We start from the raw sequence: 15,864 nt of genomic DNA, 5'->3' as shown, positions 1-15,864 counted from the left end.
ATGAAAATAATACAGTGGTGAAAAGGATGTCATATCCCTTGAATGTAAGCGTTTCATTTCGGTAAGCATATTTTTTGCGTTATTGAAACAACCCGTTTTATACTAACAAGGAAACGGCAGAAGAGGATAACTTTTCTGAATCACGTTAATACAGATTGCTTTTTTGGACAGATACACGTAAGATTTGAGATAGTGTTTGATCACAAAAAAGACAATTGTCTCATAGTTGAAAGGATGAGGTGAAACGAATGAACAACGTTCAGGTACTTCAAAACGTGGAAGAAAACTTCCAAACGTTCCGTATTCTCGACGAGAAGGGTGAGGTCGTCAACCAAGATGCAATGCCTGACCTAACGGACGAGCAACTTCAGGAACTCATGCGCCGCATGGTCTATACTCGAATCTGGGACCAACGCGCCATCTCACTTAACCGTCAAGGTCGCTTAGGATTTTACGCGCCAGTGGCAGGTCAAGAAGCGACGATGATCGGGACGCAATACGCGCTCGACAAAGAGGACTGGATTCTTCCAGGATACCGTGATATCCCGCAACTCGTATTCCACGGACTTCCGCTTTATCAAGCGTTCTTGTTCTCACGTGGACACGTGGCAGGAAACCGCATCCCTGAAGGTGTCAACGTATTGATGCCACAAATCATCATCGGTGCACAAATCATTCAAACTGCGGGTGTGGCAATGGGCCTCAAACGCAACGGCAACAAAAATGTCGCTATTACTTACACAGGTGACGGTGGCTCATCACAAGGTGACTTCTACGAAGGATTGAACTTTGCAGGTGCATTCAAATCGCCAGCAATCTTCGTCGTTCAAAACAACCGTTTCGCTATCTCGACTCCTGTTGAAAAGCAAACAGCAGCTAAAACGATCGCGCAAAAAGCTGTTGCAGCTGGAATCAACGGAATTCAAGTAGACGGAATGGACGTTCTTGCAGTGCTCGCAGCGACTCAACAAGCTCGTGTCGATGCACTCGAAGGAACACCGACACTCATCGAGTCACTCACTTACCGTTACGGACCACATACGCTCGCTGGGGATGACCCAACACGTTACCGTACAAAAGAACTCGACACAGAGTATCAAGAAAAAGATCCACTCGTACGTTTCCGTCTCTTCCTTGAGAACAAGAAACTCTGGAACGAAGACATGGAGAACGAAGTGATCGAGCAAGCGAAAGCTGACGTGAAAGAAGCAATCAGCCAAGCAGACAAAGAACCAAAACAAAAAGTTTCGGACTTCATCAACAACATGTTCGAAGAACTTCCTTCAAACTTGAAAGAACAGCTTGAAGAATATACTGCAAAGGAGTCGAAGTAAGTTATGGCTCAAATGACAATGATCCAAGCGATTACTGATGCGATGCGCGTTGAAATGAAACGCGACGAGAAAGTACTTCTTTTCGGAGAAGACGTTGGTAAAAACGGTGGGGTATTCCGTGCGACGGAAGGTCTCCAAGACGAGCTCGGCGAAGACCGTGTCTTCGACACGCCACTCGCTGAATCAGGGATTGGTGGTCTTGCGATCGGTCTAGGTCTTACTGGATTCCGTCCGATCATGGAAGTTCAATTCTTCGGATTCGTATTCGAAGTTTTCGACTCAATCGCAGCTCAAATGGCACGTATGCGTTACCGTTCAGGCGGCGCTTACAGCCAACCAATCACAATCCGTTCACCATTCGGTGGTGGAGTTAAGACACCTGAGCTTCACGCGGACAGCCTTGAAGGTTTGATGGCTCAGACACCTGGTCTTAAAGTCGTTATTCCATCGACTCCGTACGATGCAAAAGGTTTGTTGATCGCGTCTATCCGTGACAACGACCCAGTCGTGTTCCTCGAGCACATGAAATTGTATCGTTCATTCCGTGGCGAAGTACCTGAAGGTGAGTACACAATCGAACTCGGTAAAGCGGATGTGAAACGTGAAGGTACAGACGTTTCAATCATCACTTACGGTGCGATGGTGCACACGTCACTCAAAGCAGCGGAAGAGCTTGAAAAAGAAAACATCAACGTTGAAGTCATCGACCTCATGACAGTGAGCCCGCTTGATATCGACACAATCGTAGAATCTGTTAAGAAGACAGGTCGTGCGATCGTCGTTCAAGAAGCACAACGTCAAGCAGGTATCGCGGCGAACGTCGTAACTGAAATTCAAGAGCGCGCAATTCTTCACCTCGAAGCACCAGTTCTTCGAGTAACTGCACCAGACACAGTCTTCGCATTCGCACAAGGTGAAGACATGTGGTTACCTGACCATAAAGATGTCGTTGCAAAAGTTAAGGAAGTTGTGAACTTCTAAAATCGTGTCGAATAAACGATGAGGGAGAATTGTCTCCCTTGTCGTGTTTACATGATGAATTGATGGGAGGAAAAACCAGTGGCAGTATTTGAATTTAAATTACCAGATATCGGTGAAGGTATTCACGAAGGTGAAATCGTCAAGTGGTTCGTAAAAGCAGGGGATACGGTCAAAGAGGACGATGTTCTTTTAGAAGTACAAAACGACAAAGCAGTCGTTGAAATCCCAGCTCCAGTCGACGGTACAGTCAAAGAAGTTAAAGTTTCTGAAGGTACAGTTGCCGTAGTCGGCGACGTCCTCATTACGTTTGACATCGAAGGCGATGCACCAGCAGGTGAAGAAGAAACACCTGAACAACCGAAAGCAGAAGAGAAGACAGAAGACGTAAAAGAAGATGTGAAAGAAGACGCGCCACGCGACGTTCAACTTCACAAATCTGAGCGTGTTATCGCTATGCCATCTGTCCGTAAATATGCACGTGAAAAAGGTGTCGACATCCGTGAAGTCAACGGTTCTGGCGACAACGGCCGTGTATTGAAAGAAGACATTGATGCATTCGCAAACGGCGAAGCACCGTCTGCAGAAGCTACAACAGAGAAAACAGAATCTGTAGCACCAGCAGCAGCTGCGAAAACGGAAATCAAGCCTTACGAGTCAGCGACTCCTGAACTTGAAACACGTGAGAAAATCCGTGGAATCCGTAAAGCCATCTCGAAAGCGATGGTTAACTCGAAACACACTGCACCACACGTTACACTCATGGACGAAGTCGACGTTACAAAACTCGTTGCACTCCGCAAAGACTTCAAACAAGTCGCGGCTGACCAAGGCGTGAAACTCACGTACTTGCCATTCGTCGTGAAAGCATTGACTGCTGCAGCAAAAGCATTCCCAACAATCAACGCTTCAATCGATGACGTGAACGAAGAAATCGTCTACAAAAACTACTACAACATCGGTATTGCAGCTGACACGGACAACGGACTCGTTGTACCAGTCGTAAAAGATGCAGACCGTAAATCAATCTATGCACTTGCTACAAACATTAACGAACTTGCAGGTAAAGCTCGTGAAGGTAAGCTCGCTGGGGAAGACATGAAAGGCGGATCGATCACAATCACAAACATCGGTTCAGCTGGTGGACAATGGTTCACACCTGTCATCAACCACCCAGAAGTTGCGATTCTCGGTATCGGCCGTATCGCTGAAAAAGCTGTCGTGAAGAACGGTGAAATCGTTGCTGCGCCAGTACTTGCACTTTCATTCAGCTTTGACCACCGCCTCATCGACGGTGCGACTGCACAAAACGCTCTTAACATGGTGAAACGCTTGCTCGAAGACCCAGCACTTCTAATGATGGAGGGATAAGAACATGGTAGTAGGAGAATTCGCACAAGAAACTGATTTGCTTGTCATCGGTGCCGGTCCTGGTGGATACGTTGCCGCAATCCGTGGCGCACAGCTCGGAATGAAAGTAACAATCGTTGAGAAAGGCAACTTCGGTGGTGTCTGCTTGAACGTCGGATGTATCCCATCGAAAGCGTTGATCACAGCAGGACACAACTTCCAACACGCTAAAGGACATGATTCAATGGGAATCACATCTGACAACGTGTCAGTGGACTTCACAAAAGTTCAAGACTGGAAACAGTCAGTCGTTAACAAATTGACTGGCGGTGTCAAAGGTCTCCTCAAAGGAAACAAAATCGAGATCGTTCAAGGTGAAGCGTTCTTCGCTTCTGAAGACACAGTTCGTGTCATCACTGAAGACAGCTCAACTCCTTACAAATTCAAAAAAGCGATTGTCGCGACTGGTTCTACACCAATCGAGATCCCATCGTTCAAATGGTCTAAACGCGTCCTTTCTTCAACTGGCGCATTGGCACTTCCTGAAGTACCGAAGAAACTCGTCGTCATCGGCGGTGGATACATCGGTATGGAGCTCGGTACTGCATACGCTAACTTCGATACAGAAGTTGTCGTTGTAGAGGGCGCTAGCGACATCTTGTCTGGTTTCGAACCACAAATGACGCAAATCGTTAAGAAGAAGCTCAAGCAAAAAGGGAACGTCACAATCCACACGAATGCACTTGCTAAAGGTGTTGAAGAAACGGAAGATGGCGTAACTGTTAAGTTTGAAGTAAACGGTGAAGAGCAATCTGTTGAAGCGGACTATGTCCTCGTCACAGTTGGTCGTCGTCCAAACACAGGCGACATCGGTCTTGAGAACGCGGACGTTAAAATCAGCGACCGTGGAATCATCGAAATCGATGACCAGTGTAAAACATCGAACGAAAACATCTATGCAATCGGTGATATCGTTCCTGGACCACCACTTGCACACAAAGCATCTTACGAAGCGAAAATCGCAGCGGAAGCAGCAGCAGGTAAGCCAGCTTACCTCGACTACTCTGCAATCCCTGCAGTCGTCTTCACAGATCCTGAACTCGCAACGGTTGGTTACACAGAGCCACTCGCAAAAGAAGAAGGACTCGACATCACAGTTTCGAAATTCCCATTCGCAGCGAACGGTCGTGCACTTGCACTTGACGAGCCAGACGGCTTCATGAAGCTCATCACACGCAAAGAGGACGGTCTCTTGATCGGTGCTCAAATCGCGGGTACGGGCGCTTCAGATATGATTGCTGAGCTTGGCCTTGCAATCGAGGCTGGTATGACTGCTGAAGATATCGCACTTACAATCCACGCTCACCCATCACTCGGTGAGATGGCTATGGAAGCTGCTGAAATCGCAATGGGTATGCCAATCCACGTTGTAAAATAAGTTCGTCAATAAAACCTCTCTCACGATTCGTGGGAGAGGTTTTTAATGTAGGTGACGACACGCTCGACTTCCTTGAATCCGACCTTCTCGTGAAAGCGTTGACTGTCCTCGTTTTCAAGCTCGGTATCCGATGCCAGTTCTATACAACCGTGACGGACCGCGAAGGTTGATGCAGCATCGACCAAACGAGAGGCGACACCTCGATGGCGCTCTGATTCACTGACATAGATTCCTTCCACATAGGCGGTCGGGGATGTACTAGAACCTGGCACATAGTCATGCCGGAAACTGAGCTGACAAAAACCAACTGCCTCCCCATGTTCATTTGATGCGATGAAATAATGCATTTTTTTTGAGGCGAGACCAAGTTTGACTTCCATTTGTAATTCTTCAATGGGGGCATCTGGCCATAGATCGTGCATGAACTGGACAAGAGTTTCTACGTTTACCTCTGTTGCATAATCAATCTTCATTGTCATTCTCTCCTTAGGTTTCATACTTGTAGTATAAAGGAAAATACTTAAGAGAGAAGGGAGGGAATCCTGATGGCATTCGATGAGGAGTTATTGTATACCGTTTCCGAGACGAGTCGGGTCCGATTTACGGGGATTGAAACAGAAGCCGCCCGTTATGATTTTGGTTTCGTCTATACACAGCAATTCATGGGCAAGGTGTTAGTCGTCTGTATGCAAACGGGTCAATCGGCCCTTCTTGATTTGCATGCTTTAGAAGAGCCGCGTCAATTGTATCCGATGCTCGGCATCAACTTGAACGACACAGAGCACGTCGCTGAATTTTTACGACTTTGCTTGGTCGAAAAAACACACGCATCTGAAGAAATTGATACTTGAAAAAATGTAAGCGTTTTCTTATAATAGGCACTAGGGGAAGCAATTCGATCATCTACAGCCACCTTTTCTGAGATGACATAAAAAATGAGCCGGTCATGATGACCGGCTCATTTTTTGTTTAGCGAATCGCTTTTGTTTGTTGGATGACTTTAATCATTTGCAGTGACTCATCTTCAAGACCTTGTACGGGAAGACCCGCTTCAATGTTGGCCATGATGTATTCGAGTGTCGACGTCGTAATCAATTCACCTGGAATGATGATTGGAATTCCTGGTGGATACACCATGATGAATTCCGCTGAAATACGCCCAACTGCGTTTTCGAGAGGAATCGTCTCCGTCTCTTCATAAAACGCATCACGAGGACTGAGCGCAAGTGGTGGAATCTCTGGGAGCATGATGGATAATGAGTCGTTCCCAGACTTTTGGTAAACAGAAACGACGTCTCGCATCGCTTCAATCAACGCTTGAATTGTTGATTCGTCGTCCGCTGATGTGACGATGAAGAGCACATTCAATAAATCGGACATCTCGACTTCGATGCGGTGTTTGTCGCGAAGATATTTCTCGACTTCAAATCCAGTTACCCCAAGTTCACGCACGGATACAAGTACTTTCGTTTCATCCAGCGCGTAAGTCGATTCAGAATGCAACTCGGCATGACCGTATACCGATAAGTTCGGCATGTGATTGATCGCTGTACGGGCCGTTCTAGCAAGCTCGAGTGCACGCTCATTCATCGTGTGACCCTTTGTCGCTAACTGTCGACGTGCCGCGTCGAGAGAAGCGAGGAGCAAATAGGATGTTGACGTCGTTGTAATCATAGAGAGCATCGCGTGAATTCGTTCTGGCGAGACGAGTCCGCGGCGTACGTTCAAAATCGAACTACCTGTCATTGAACCACCAAGCTTGTGTACACTCGTCGCCGCCACATCTGCTCCCGCTTGCATCGCCGAGAGTGGAAGTTCATCGTGAAACGGGAGATGAACGCCGTGTGCCTCATCGACAAGTACAGGAACGTCTTGTGCATGCGCGACGGACACGATACGCTCTAAATCACCTGCGACCCCGAAATAAGTCGGGTTGATAACGAGTACGGCTTTCGTGTCCGGATGAAGTTCAAGCGCGCGTTCTACGGCACTAGCCGTGATTCCGTGGGCGATGCCGTATGTTTCATCAAATTCCGGGTGGATGAAGACCGGGTGGGCACCCGTTAAGACGAGCGCGGACATGACGGATTTATGGACGTTCCGGGGCACGATGATTTTTTCGTTCGGGCCAACGACACCCATGATCATCGCCATGATGGCACTCGATGTTCCCTGAACAGAGAAAAAGGTCTCGTCAGCACGGAACGCCTCTGCCGCCAAGCGTTCCGCTTCAGCGATTGCCGCTTTTGGATGATGGAGGTCATCGAGTGGGGCAATGTTAATCAAATCAATTTTTAGGGCGTTTTCACCAATAAAGTCACGAAACTCCGGGTCCATCCCTTTTCCGCTTTTATGACCAGGAATGTGGAACGCAATCGGGTTTGAGTCGACATGTTCAAGCAACGTGTCAAATAGTGGCGTTTCGAGCTGAGTAGCACCTTTTAATTTCAATCGTAAATCCCCCTTGAATCAGTTTATTTATAAGATGAATAGTATCGTTATGATATATGTTGTTTTTAAAAAAAGAAGCAACAAAAAAACTATAGAGATTTCTGGCTCAACTTGCAATAGTTTTTTTTGTTGTTACAATGGGTGTCGAGGTGAAACAATATGCAAATCAACTATCCGATCAATCCGGATTGGACGACTGACGAATTGATTGAAGTCGTCGAGTTTTATAACGTCGTCGCACAAGCCAATGAAGGTGGGGTGGAACGAGAGATTTTTCTCGACTCCTATCGTGCCTTCAAGCAGATCGTAACATCTAAGTCGGAGGAGAAACAACTGAACGCGGTTCACGACGAGCAGACAGGTTATTCCACGTATCGTACGGTTCAGGCGGCAATGAAGTCCTCGAGTAAAATGATTAAACTGTAAGACCGAGCATGCCCGAGCAAATTCAGGCATGCTTTTTTGTTATTTCTCCTATAAATCGGGTACAGTTCATTAACACCAAATCAGGTTTAGGGACCTCAGAATTGGGAATATATCCATTAAGATAAAAAATTCAAAATAGTCAGACAATTCTCTTTCTTTTTCGAATTTTATCTGATATACTCAATTCAACTCATTAAACCGTAACTTGTAGCCCAACAAAAGGAGTGTGGCATCTTATGAAACAAGTGATTGAGGCATTCAAAAGAAAAGACGCAGAAAAACGGATCCCGGTGCTGCGCTTAGAGATTGATTATGAATTGGCAACCCTCTTCGATGCGATGGCGTCACAAGATGATGCTACAGTTCAGGCTAGCAAGCATCGGTTAGAGAAGTACCGCCAAGAATTATTGCGTCTCGAAGCCTAACCATTACACACACATTCAACCAGTATTCCGAGCGGATACTGGTTTTTGTTTGGTACAATACAGTTGAGGTGATCACAGATGATAGAATGGTTTGCAGTCGACTTAATCAAACAAGCGGGAGAACTGATTCGTCGCGAGATTGATCAAAGTTATGAAGTGGAACGAAAGACGGGAAAAGGGGACTTGGTCACTGAAATCGACCGAGCGGTGGAACAACTGATTGTCCGTCGAATCCAACAAACATTTCCGGAACATCAGATTATGGGGGAAGAGGGGACGACAGATCAGCCAGAACAATTGACCGGTACCGTCTGGTTTGTCGACCCGATTGATGGGACGTTAAATTTTATTCATCAAAAACGTATGTTTGCCATCTCCATCGCGATCATGATAGATGGGGTCGTGGAATATGGATTCGTCTATGACGTCATGGCGGATGAGATGTTCATGGCGCGGAAAGGATACGGGGCGACATTGAACGGTCGGACATTGACGACCCTTCATGAACATCATGTCCGAGACGCATTTTTAAGTATGAATGCGACGTGGGTCACGCCGAACCACCAGATTGCCCCGGAAATACTCGCTCCGATTGTACGAGACTCGATTGGGACGCGAGCCCATGGTGCTGCATCGCTTGAATTAGCCTGGCTTGCCGCCGGTCGCGTGGACGGCTACATCACCATGCGTAATATGCCATGGGATTATGCTGCTGGAAAGTTACTCGTAGAAGAAGTAGGGGGACGTGTCGTTTCCTTATATGGTGAGCCGATTCGCTATGACGGAAAAACATCTGTCCTGGCAGGGAGTGACTCATTTGTAAATGACGTCATCAAACATTACGTCATCGCAAAAGGGGTCACGGCTGAAGCAAAACCTGACTTACACATCGTGGAACATGATTCGTATGAAGAAATCCGCGATCTACTCGTCTTGGCGAATCCGAATGAAACGATGGTCCGGGAACAATTCGAGGAAGGGCGTACGTACAAAGCGTTACTCGGTGGTGAGATTGTCGGTGCATATATGCTCGTCTCACACGGAGACGAGCGGGTTGAACTCGTCAATATCGCAGTGAAACCCGAACGTCAAAACCAAACCATCGGTCAACGCATGTTACAAGACGCAGTGAAGCGGGCCGCCTTGATTGGTGGAAAAGAACTACTCGTCTGTACAGGGAATTCAAGCATCATGCAACTGCGTTTTTACCAACAAGCTGGATTCCGATTCGATTCGGTGGAACGCGATTATTTTCGTAATCACGGGTACGATGACATCGAAGAGGATGGGCTCGTTTTACGCGACCGCATCTGCTTGACTCGTCCGCTATAAACGCAAGTAAAAGGGTTACTCCGACATGATCGCGGAGTAACCCTTTTTTATGATTGACGGTCTGAAAGAATACGGCGACGCAATTGAATGCCAAAGTATGTCGCTACGCCACTTAACACGAGGCTTCCTAAAATAATGGCGGCGCTTCCCTCGGCCACCCCGATTCCAATGCCGACGAATCCTGCGACAACGGCCGTTGCGATCAATACAAACATTAGCTGCATGGAGGTTCCTCCTTATTTTCTCTTATCCTCCCTATTGTATGATAAAAAACACGGGATGAAAACGTTCACAGTCGATTCCACTCGACAAAGGTACTGTGACGTGTGCTATACTCTTAAAGTTGAAGAAAAGTTGAAATTTTTTAAATAAGAGAGGAATAACTACATGAACGTAAGAACAAACCTTCGTAACGTAGCCATCATCGCGCACGTTGACCACGGTAAAACAACGTTAGTCGATGAATTATTGAAACAGTCTGGTACTTTCCGGACGAACGAGGCAGTCGCAGAACGCGCGATGGACTCGAACGATATCGAGCGTGAGCGCGGAATCACGATTCTCGCAAAAAACACAGCAATCGATTATAAAGAGACGCGCATCAACATCGTAGATACACCAGGTCACGCAGACTTCGGTGGAGAAGTTGAGCGAATCATGCGTATGGTAGACGGCGTTATCCTTGTTGTCGATGCGCGTGAAGGCTGTATGCCACAAACTCGTTTCGTATTGAAAAAAGCTCTCGACCAAGGACTTCGTCCGATTGTCGTCGTCAACAAAATCGATAAGCCGATGGTTCGTCCACTCGACGTTGTCGATGAAGTTGTTGATCTCTTGATCGACCTCGGCGCAGATGAAGATCAACTTGAATTCCCTGTCGTCTACACATCAGCAGTCAGCGGTTCAAGTTCGTTCGATCCTGACCCAGAAAAACAAGAAGATACAATCACGCACGTGCTCGACACGATTCTTGAAAACACGCCGGCTCCAGTGGACAACTCAGACGAGCCACTTCAATTCCAAGTGACGATGCTCGACTATGATAACTACCTCGGTCGTATCGGTGTAGGTCGCGTCTTCCGTGGGAAAATCAAAGTCGGTGAGCAAGTATCGCTTTGTAAGACAGACGGTACGGTGAAGCAACTTCGTGTCACGAAATTGTTCGGTTACTTCGGCCTCAAGCGCGTCGAAATCGAAGAAGCAAAAGCAGGGGACTTGATCGCTATCGCCGGAATGGAAGATATCAACGTCGGTGAAACGGTAACGCCAGTCGGTAAAGAAGAGCCACTTCCGCTCCTTCGCATCGATGAGCCGACGCTTCAAATGCGTTTCATGACAAACAACTCTCCGTTCGCAGGACGTGAAGGCGATTTCGTGACAGCACGTAAAATCGAAGAACGTTTGATGAAACAACTCGAGACGGACGTTTCACTCCGTGTCGAAAACACAGATTCACCAGACCAATGGATCGTATCAGGACGCGGTGAGCTTCACCTCGGGATCTTGATCGAGAACATGCGTCGTGAAGGTTACGAGCTCCAAGTGTCGAAACCACAAGTTATCATCCGTGAAGACGAGAGCGGCACGAAAGTTGAGCCGTTCGAGCGCGTCATCATCGACGTACCTGAAGAATACACAGGTTCAGTCATGGAATCGATTGGTCTCCGTAAAGGTGAGCTTGCGAACATGAACACGAATGACAACGGTCAGACTCGTATGGAATTCCTCGTGCCATCACGTGGTCTCATCGGTTACCGTAACGAATTCTTGTCAGCGACACGTGGATACGGAATCTTGAACCATACGTTCGAAGAGTATCGTCCGTATATCGCTGCTGATATCGGTGGCCGTCGTAGCGGTGTTATGGTATGTATTGAAAACGGGAAGTCGACGGCTTACTCAATCGGTGCCCTCGAAGACCGTGGAACAATCTTTATCGAGCCAGGTACGGATGTGTATGAAGGAATGATCATTGGGGAATGTAACCGTGACGTTGACCTTGCCATTAACGCCGTTAAAGGCAAGCAATTGACGAACATGCGTGCTTCTGCAAAAGACTCGACACAAGTCTTGAAACGTCCGCGCGTCTTCTCACTTGAAGAGTCGCTCACGTTCTTGAACGATGACGAGTACTGTGAAATCACGCCGGAGTCAATCCGTCTCCGTAAGAAAATCTTGAACAAGAACGAACGTGAGAAAGCTGACAAGCGTCGTAAACTTGGTAAAGAATAAGTTAGCAGAAAGGGGACGCTTCGGCGTTCCCTTTTGCATGGAATAGTGTAGAATGGATGTGTATGAAATAAAGGGGGACTCTTTGTCTTGAAAGCTTCTCAAACAATCGATATCACACAGATTGACGTTCCGTGGATCGCTTCGATGCTAGGTGTCGGCAGTGACCCGAACGACTTTTCCGTCGGGTTCAATGCACTCGTTGTCACGGTCATCTTACTGACGATCCTTGTCTTTAAACTTGGTTTTGCGAAACAATTGGCATGGTGGAAGTCGCTCATCGTCTATATTCTGCTTTCACTTGGAGCAGGTACGATGGCACTCGTCTTTTTCACATGGCCAATCCCGGAAGTGCTTGCCGTCATGGCAATCGTGTTAGCCATTTATCGTGGTCGCCTCTGGTGGAACCGCCGTCAAGATGCGGTAGAATCATAAAAAATACGGGCGTCTCCTCGGAGGCGCCCGTTTGCATTACCAATTTCGTTTCTGTCGAAATGTAGGATATAACTTGAACTGTCCAGATGCGGCGCGTTCAGCCGTTCGTTCGCTGATTCGCTCCTGACACTCTTGACACATATACGTTTTCGCCGGTTTGTTACGCAAGCGTTTTGCTTCAAACGACCATGAGTCGATCGTCTCGACTTTATCGCAAAGAGAACATTTTACACGCATCTTTTCACCTTCCTCTATACGATGAGTATAGCATGATTTCAACCGTTAAAAGCAGGGAATTGAACGGGTAAGGGAGAATGGTACAACCATACCCGGTTAAAAGGAGGGGAGTTGAATGGCGAGTAAGGCAACGTTTGAATTGACAGTTGCGCAAGAGCGCTTGTTGAACGACATGCCGTTAACATTTCTCGTCGGTTTTGACGAGGCGAAGCGTTGGCCGATCAGCCATGCCATCAGTTGGGTGCAAGCGTTAGATGCCGTCACGATCCGGTTCGCATTAACAAGAAATTCACATATCGTGACCATCTTGACGACAGAAAAGACGGCTGGCCTCATCTTTATCGAAGATGGCCAGTCCTATCACGTTTTACTCTCATCGATTCGAGAGTTCGATCCGGCGGTTAAACCGAGCCTTCATCTTCGTTTTTTTGAAGGACATGTCGAAGAAGTGAGGAACATCTCGTTTTATGGAGCAGCTTACGCACAGCCCGAAATCACGAAAACGTATGATATTCGAGCGGCGGAAAAGCTTGACCGTGAAGTGAAAGAAAGTCTTCATTCTTGAATACCATCCTATATTCGAGGGGCGGCAAAGTCTATGAAAAAAACGTATGTACTCGATACGAACGTACTCCTACATGATCCGCTATCCTTATTTCAATTTGAAGAACACGACGTGGTCATTCCAGCCATCGTCCTAGAAGAGTTAGATGGAAAGAAACGAAACATGGATGAGGTCGGGCGGAACGCCCGTGAAACGTCACGTGTCCTCGACCAACTCCGAACATCGGGAAAACTCCATGACGGGGTCCCGCTTGAAAATGGAGGACGTCTGTTTGTCGAAATCGGTCATGAACACCAGGTCGATATTCCGTTCGATGTCATGACGAATGATAATCGCATCTTAATGGTAGCGTTAGGATTAATGAAACAATACGAGCATGACACGAATCACAAGGTCGTCGTCGTCTCAAAAGATATATTGGTCCGTGTCAAAGCGGACGCTATTGGAATTGACGCAGAAGACTATTTGACAGATCATATCGTTGATACGACGGACTTATACGCCGGCTATCGAGAGATTGAAGTCGATCAGTCGCTCATCGATGAATTTTATAAAGTTCGTCAATTGCCGACGACGGCCTTGACGAAACAAGTGCTATATCCGAACTCGTTCGTCGTTTTAAAAAGTAATGTGTCGAAAGCGAGTGCACTTGCTGTGGTCGATTCGCTTCAACCGATTTTACGACCGCTGGCACTCGATGCAGATCATATTTGGGGAATTCATCCGCGAAACGTTCAACAGCGGATGGCCCTCGACCTGTTGCTTCGAGATGACATTCCGTTTGTCACCTTACTTGGGAAAGCCGGTACCGGGAAGACGCTCCTTGCCCTAGCAGCAGGGCTCTCGCTCGTCGAGGATGAACAGCGTTACAATAAGCTCGTCGTCGCTCGTCCGGTCGTGCCGATGGGGAATGATATCGGTTACTTGCCAGGGGAAATGGAAGAGAAGCTTCGTCCTTGGATGCAACCGATTTATGATAACTTGGAATTTTTATTTAATGCGAATTCAAAAGACGAGCTCGGAAATATTCTAGCCGGTATGAAATCGATTCAGCTCGAGGCGCTCACCTATATTCGAGGTAGAAGTATGCCGGACCAGTTCATCATCATCGATGAGGCACAGAACTTAACGAAGCATGAAATCAAAACGATTCTCACTCGCGTTGGAGAGAACTCGAAAATCGTTCTCGTCGGTGACCCGTATCAAATCGACCATCCGTATTTGGATGAATACTCGAACGGCTTGACGTACGCGGTGGAACGCTTCAAAGGACAAAACGTCTTCGGACACGTGCAACTCGTAAAAGGGGAACGTTCGTCACTTGCACGATTGGCGGCTGACCTACTATAAGAAAGATACAAATAACGCCGAGCTTCGTGCTCGGCGTTATTTTGTATCGAGTTGTAACGACTGGACGTTCGTCCGTTCTAAGAAGGCATTCGAGATCATAATCAATCCCGTGATGATGAACAGGGCAGAAAATCCGAAGTGTGCCACGATTTGGGATCCAAATAGCGGTCCAAGTAGATTCCCCATGAACTGAGCGGACTGATTGTATGAAAAGATGCGCCCCGTTGCAGAGACCGGCGTATGCTGGCGCAGTAGCGATTGAACGGACGGCATCAAGGCGGCCGTTGCGAACCCGATTCCGAAACGCAACAAGATGAGTTGAGTCGTTGAGGTAACGAATGCTTGCGGAATCAAGAAGAGGCTATAGAGGAGCAGTGCCCAAAACAAGATGCGCTCCGCTCCGTGTCTGTCCGATAACCGTCCGAGACGCTGCGCCGAAACGAGAGCGGCCAGTCCCGGAGCGGAGGCGACAATCCCTGCCATGAAGGCGAGCACGGTAGTGTTCGGATTCAATTCACGTACGTATAATGTCAAGAGCGGTCCAATGGATTGTGTCGAGAACTGAATGAGGAATGTTGTCACAAACAGTCCGACAATCAACTGTGGATGTCGCAGTGAGGCGAAAATCGATTTCATCGACGCGAGTTCTTCGCGTTTCACTGGGACAAAATCTTCTTTTACGAACCAAAGTGTGATGAGGAACGTCAGGAAGAGTGCACTTCCGGTAAAGAGAAAAACGGATCGAAGCCCAATCCAGTCTGCGAGCAGTCCGCCGATGAGGGGACCGAGTAGACCACCAGTGATTCCACCGGTTGACAGGGTACCGAGCGCCCAGCCACTTTTCTCTTTTGGTGTTTGGGATGCGACCAACGTGATGCCGGCTGAGATAAATCCAGACACGGCCCCCATGAGTAAACGCAACCCGACGAGTTGATACACGTCTTGGACGAAGCTGATGAGGAACATGACGATGGCCATCCCGAGACTGGCTCGGATGAGCATCAGCTTTCTTCCTTTTCGGTCAGCCAAGCGTCCCCACATCGGAGAGACGATGGCGGCTACGAGGAACGTCGCGCCGAACGCAATCGCAGACCAAGTGACGACGTGGTCCGGATTCTTTACCCCGAGTTGTTCGATGAACAATGGGAGGAATGGAAGGACGAGACTCATCGACGCGGCGGTCAAGAAGCTACCGATCCAAACAACCACTAAATTTCGTTTCCATAGAGGTATCGTAAGCGTCACGACCTTTCTTATTCAATTTGTAGTCAACACTCTATATACTACACTTTGTGAACTAAAAAGTCCAAAAAA

At 47.6% G+C, this 15,864-nt stretch carries 17 protein-coding genes; 12 read left to right on the top strand and 5 right to left on the bottom strand.

What is annotated here, in order from left to right; genetic code table 11:
* Positions 1–248 precede the first annotated feature (248 nt).
* The 4 genes from pdhA to lpdA all read left to right on the top strand — a co-directional run bounded on the left by pdhA (position 249) and on the right by lpdA (position 5,100).
* Positions 249–1,334: a pyruvate dehydrogenase (acetyl-transferring) E1 component subunit alpha gene (gene pdhA / locus KD909_RS09540; protein ID WP_015881258.1), complete on the top strand. Its 1,086-nt coding sequence runs from the start codon at positions 249–251 to the stop codon at positions 1,332–1,334.
* A 3-nt stretch (positions 1,335–1,337) separates the two neighbouring features.
* On the top strand, positions 1,338–2,315 hold the full coding sequence (locus KD909_RS09535; RefSeq protein ID WP_015881259.1) for an alpha-ketoacid dehydrogenase subunit beta: 978 nt from the start codon (positions 1,338–1,340) through the stop codon (positions 2,313–2,315).
* Between the two features lie 78 nt (positions 2,316–2,393).
* Entirely contained in the window at positions 2,394–3,683 is a 1,290-nt protein-coding gene (locus KD909_RS09530; protein WP_015881260.1) for a dihydrolipoamide acetyltransferase family protein, read from the top strand.
* 4 nt (positions 3,684–3,687) lie between these two features.
* Positions 3,688–5,100: a dihydrolipoyl dehydrogenase gene (gene lpdA / locus KD909_RS09525; protein ID WP_211781420.1), complete on the top strand. Its 1,413-nt coding sequence runs from the start codon at positions 3,688–3,690 to the stop codon at positions 5,098–5,100.
* 20 nt (positions 5,101–5,120) lie between these two features.
* Here lpdA and aac(6') read toward each other — a convergent pair whose 3' ends face one another.
* On the bottom strand, positions 5,121–5,573 hold the full coding sequence (gene aac(6'), locus KD909_RS09520) for an aminoglycoside 6'-N-acetyltransferase (RefSeq protein ID WP_211781419.1): 453 nt from the start codon (positions 5,571–5,573) through the stop codon (positions 5,121–5,123).
* 72 nt (positions 5,574–5,645) lie between these two features.
* Here aac(6') and KD909_RS09515 point away from each other — a divergent pair, with 72 nt between their 5' ends.
* A complete protein-coding gene (locus KD909_RS09515; protein ID WP_211781418.1) occupies positions 5,646–5,951 on the top strand; it encodes a DUF3055 domain-containing protein in 306 nt (101 codons plus the stop codon).
* A gap of 118 nt (positions 5,952–6,069) precedes the next feature.
* Here KD909_RS09515 and KD909_RS09510 read toward each other — a convergent pair whose 3' ends face one another.
* The gene (locus KD909_RS09510) at positions 6,070–7,551 is read right to left on the bottom strand and encodes an aminotransferase class I/II-fold pyridoxal phosphate-dependent enzyme (protein ID WP_211781417.1); all 1,482 of its coding nucleotides are present in this window, start codon (positions 7,549–7,551) and stop codon (positions 6,070–6,072) included.
* A 159-nt stretch (positions 7,552–7,710) separates the two neighbouring features.
* Between KD909_RS09510 and KD909_RS09505 the strand changes: the two genes are divergently transcribed.
* The 3 genes from KD909_RS09505 (at position 7,711) to KD909_RS09495 (ending at position 9,734) form a co-directional block, all read left to right on the top strand.
* Entirely contained in the window at positions 7,711–7,977 is a 267-nt protein-coding gene (locus tag KD909_RS09505; protein ID WP_211781416.1) for a UPF0223 family protein, read from the top strand.
* Positions 7,978–8,213: 236 nt separating this feature from the next.
* Positions 8,214–8,402, top strand: coding sequence for a hypothetical protein (locus KD909_RS09500; RefSeq protein WP_015881266.1), 189 nt, complete (start codon positions 8,214–8,216; stop codon positions 8,400–8,402).
* Positions 8,403–8,480: 78 nt separating this feature from the next.
* Positions 8,481–9,734: an inositol monophosphatase family protein gene (locus KD909_RS09495; protein WP_211781415.1), complete on the top strand. Its 1,254-nt coding sequence runs from the start codon at positions 8,481–8,483 to the stop codon at positions 9,732–9,734.
* Positions 9,735–9,781: 47 nt separating this feature from the next.
* Here the strand turns inward: KD909_RS09495 and KD909_RS09490 are convergent, their stop codons facing one another.
* Positions 9,782–9,958 carry a DUF5325 family protein gene (locus KD909_RS09490; RefSeq protein ID WP_211781414.1) on the bottom strand — a complete coding sequence of 59 codons (177 nt, stop codon included), beginning with the start codon at positions 9,956–9,958 and terminating at the stop codon, positions 9,782–9,784.
* Positions 9,959–10,121: 163 nt separating this feature from the next.
* Between KD909_RS09490 and typA the strand changes: the two genes are divergently transcribed.
* Positions 10,122–11,966, top strand: coding sequence for a translational GTPase TypA (gene typA / locus KD909_RS09485; RefSeq protein WP_015881269.1), 1,845 nt, complete (start codon positions 10,122–10,124; stop codon positions 11,964–11,966).
* Between the two features lie 87 nt (positions 11,967–12,053).
* Positions 12,054–12,398: a YlaH-like family protein gene (locus tag KD909_RS09480; RefSeq protein WP_015881270.1), complete on the top strand. Its 345-nt coding sequence runs from the start codon at positions 12,054–12,056 to the stop codon at positions 12,396–12,398.
* Between the two features lie 36 nt (positions 12,399–12,434).
* Here KD909_RS09480 and KD909_RS09475 read toward each other — a convergent pair whose 3' ends face one another.
* On the bottom strand, positions 12,435–12,635 hold the full coding sequence (locus KD909_RS09475) for a YlaI family protein (RefSeq protein ID WP_015881271.1): 201 nt from the start codon (positions 12,633–12,635) through the stop codon (positions 12,435–12,437).
* 115 nt (positions 12,636–12,750) lie between these two features.
* Between KD909_RS09475 and KD909_RS09470 the strand changes: the two genes are divergently transcribed.
* Positions 12,751–13,200, top strand: a complete 450-nt coding sequence (locus KD909_RS09470) for a PNPOx family protein (protein ID WP_211781413.1) — start codon at positions 12,751–12,753, stop codon at positions 13,198–13,200.
* 33 nt (positions 13,201–13,233) lie between these two features.
* A complete protein-coding gene (locus KD909_RS09465; RefSeq protein ID WP_047795453.1) occupies positions 13,234–14,550 on the top strand; it encodes a PhoH family protein in 1,317 nt (438 codons plus the stop codon).
* Between the two features lie 36 nt (positions 14,551–14,586).
* Here KD909_RS09465 and KD909_RS09460 read toward each other — a convergent pair whose 3' ends face one another.
* Complete coding sequence (locus KD909_RS09460) at positions 14,587–15,759, bottom strand: multidrug efflux MFS transporter (RefSeq protein WP_249199019.1); 1,173 nt, start codon at positions 15,757–15,759, stop codon at positions 14,587–14,589.
* Between the last annotated feature and the right edge of the window lie 105 nt (positions 15,760–15,864).

Origin of the sequence: Exiguobacterium sp. PFWT01 (assembly GCF_018255795.1) — a bacterium.
GTDB lineage: Bacteria > Bacillota > Bacilli > Exiguobacteriales > Exiguobacteriaceae > Exiguobacterium.
Note: the sequence above shows the minus strand (reverse complement) of the source record. Positions and strands in the feature narration are given on the sequence as shown.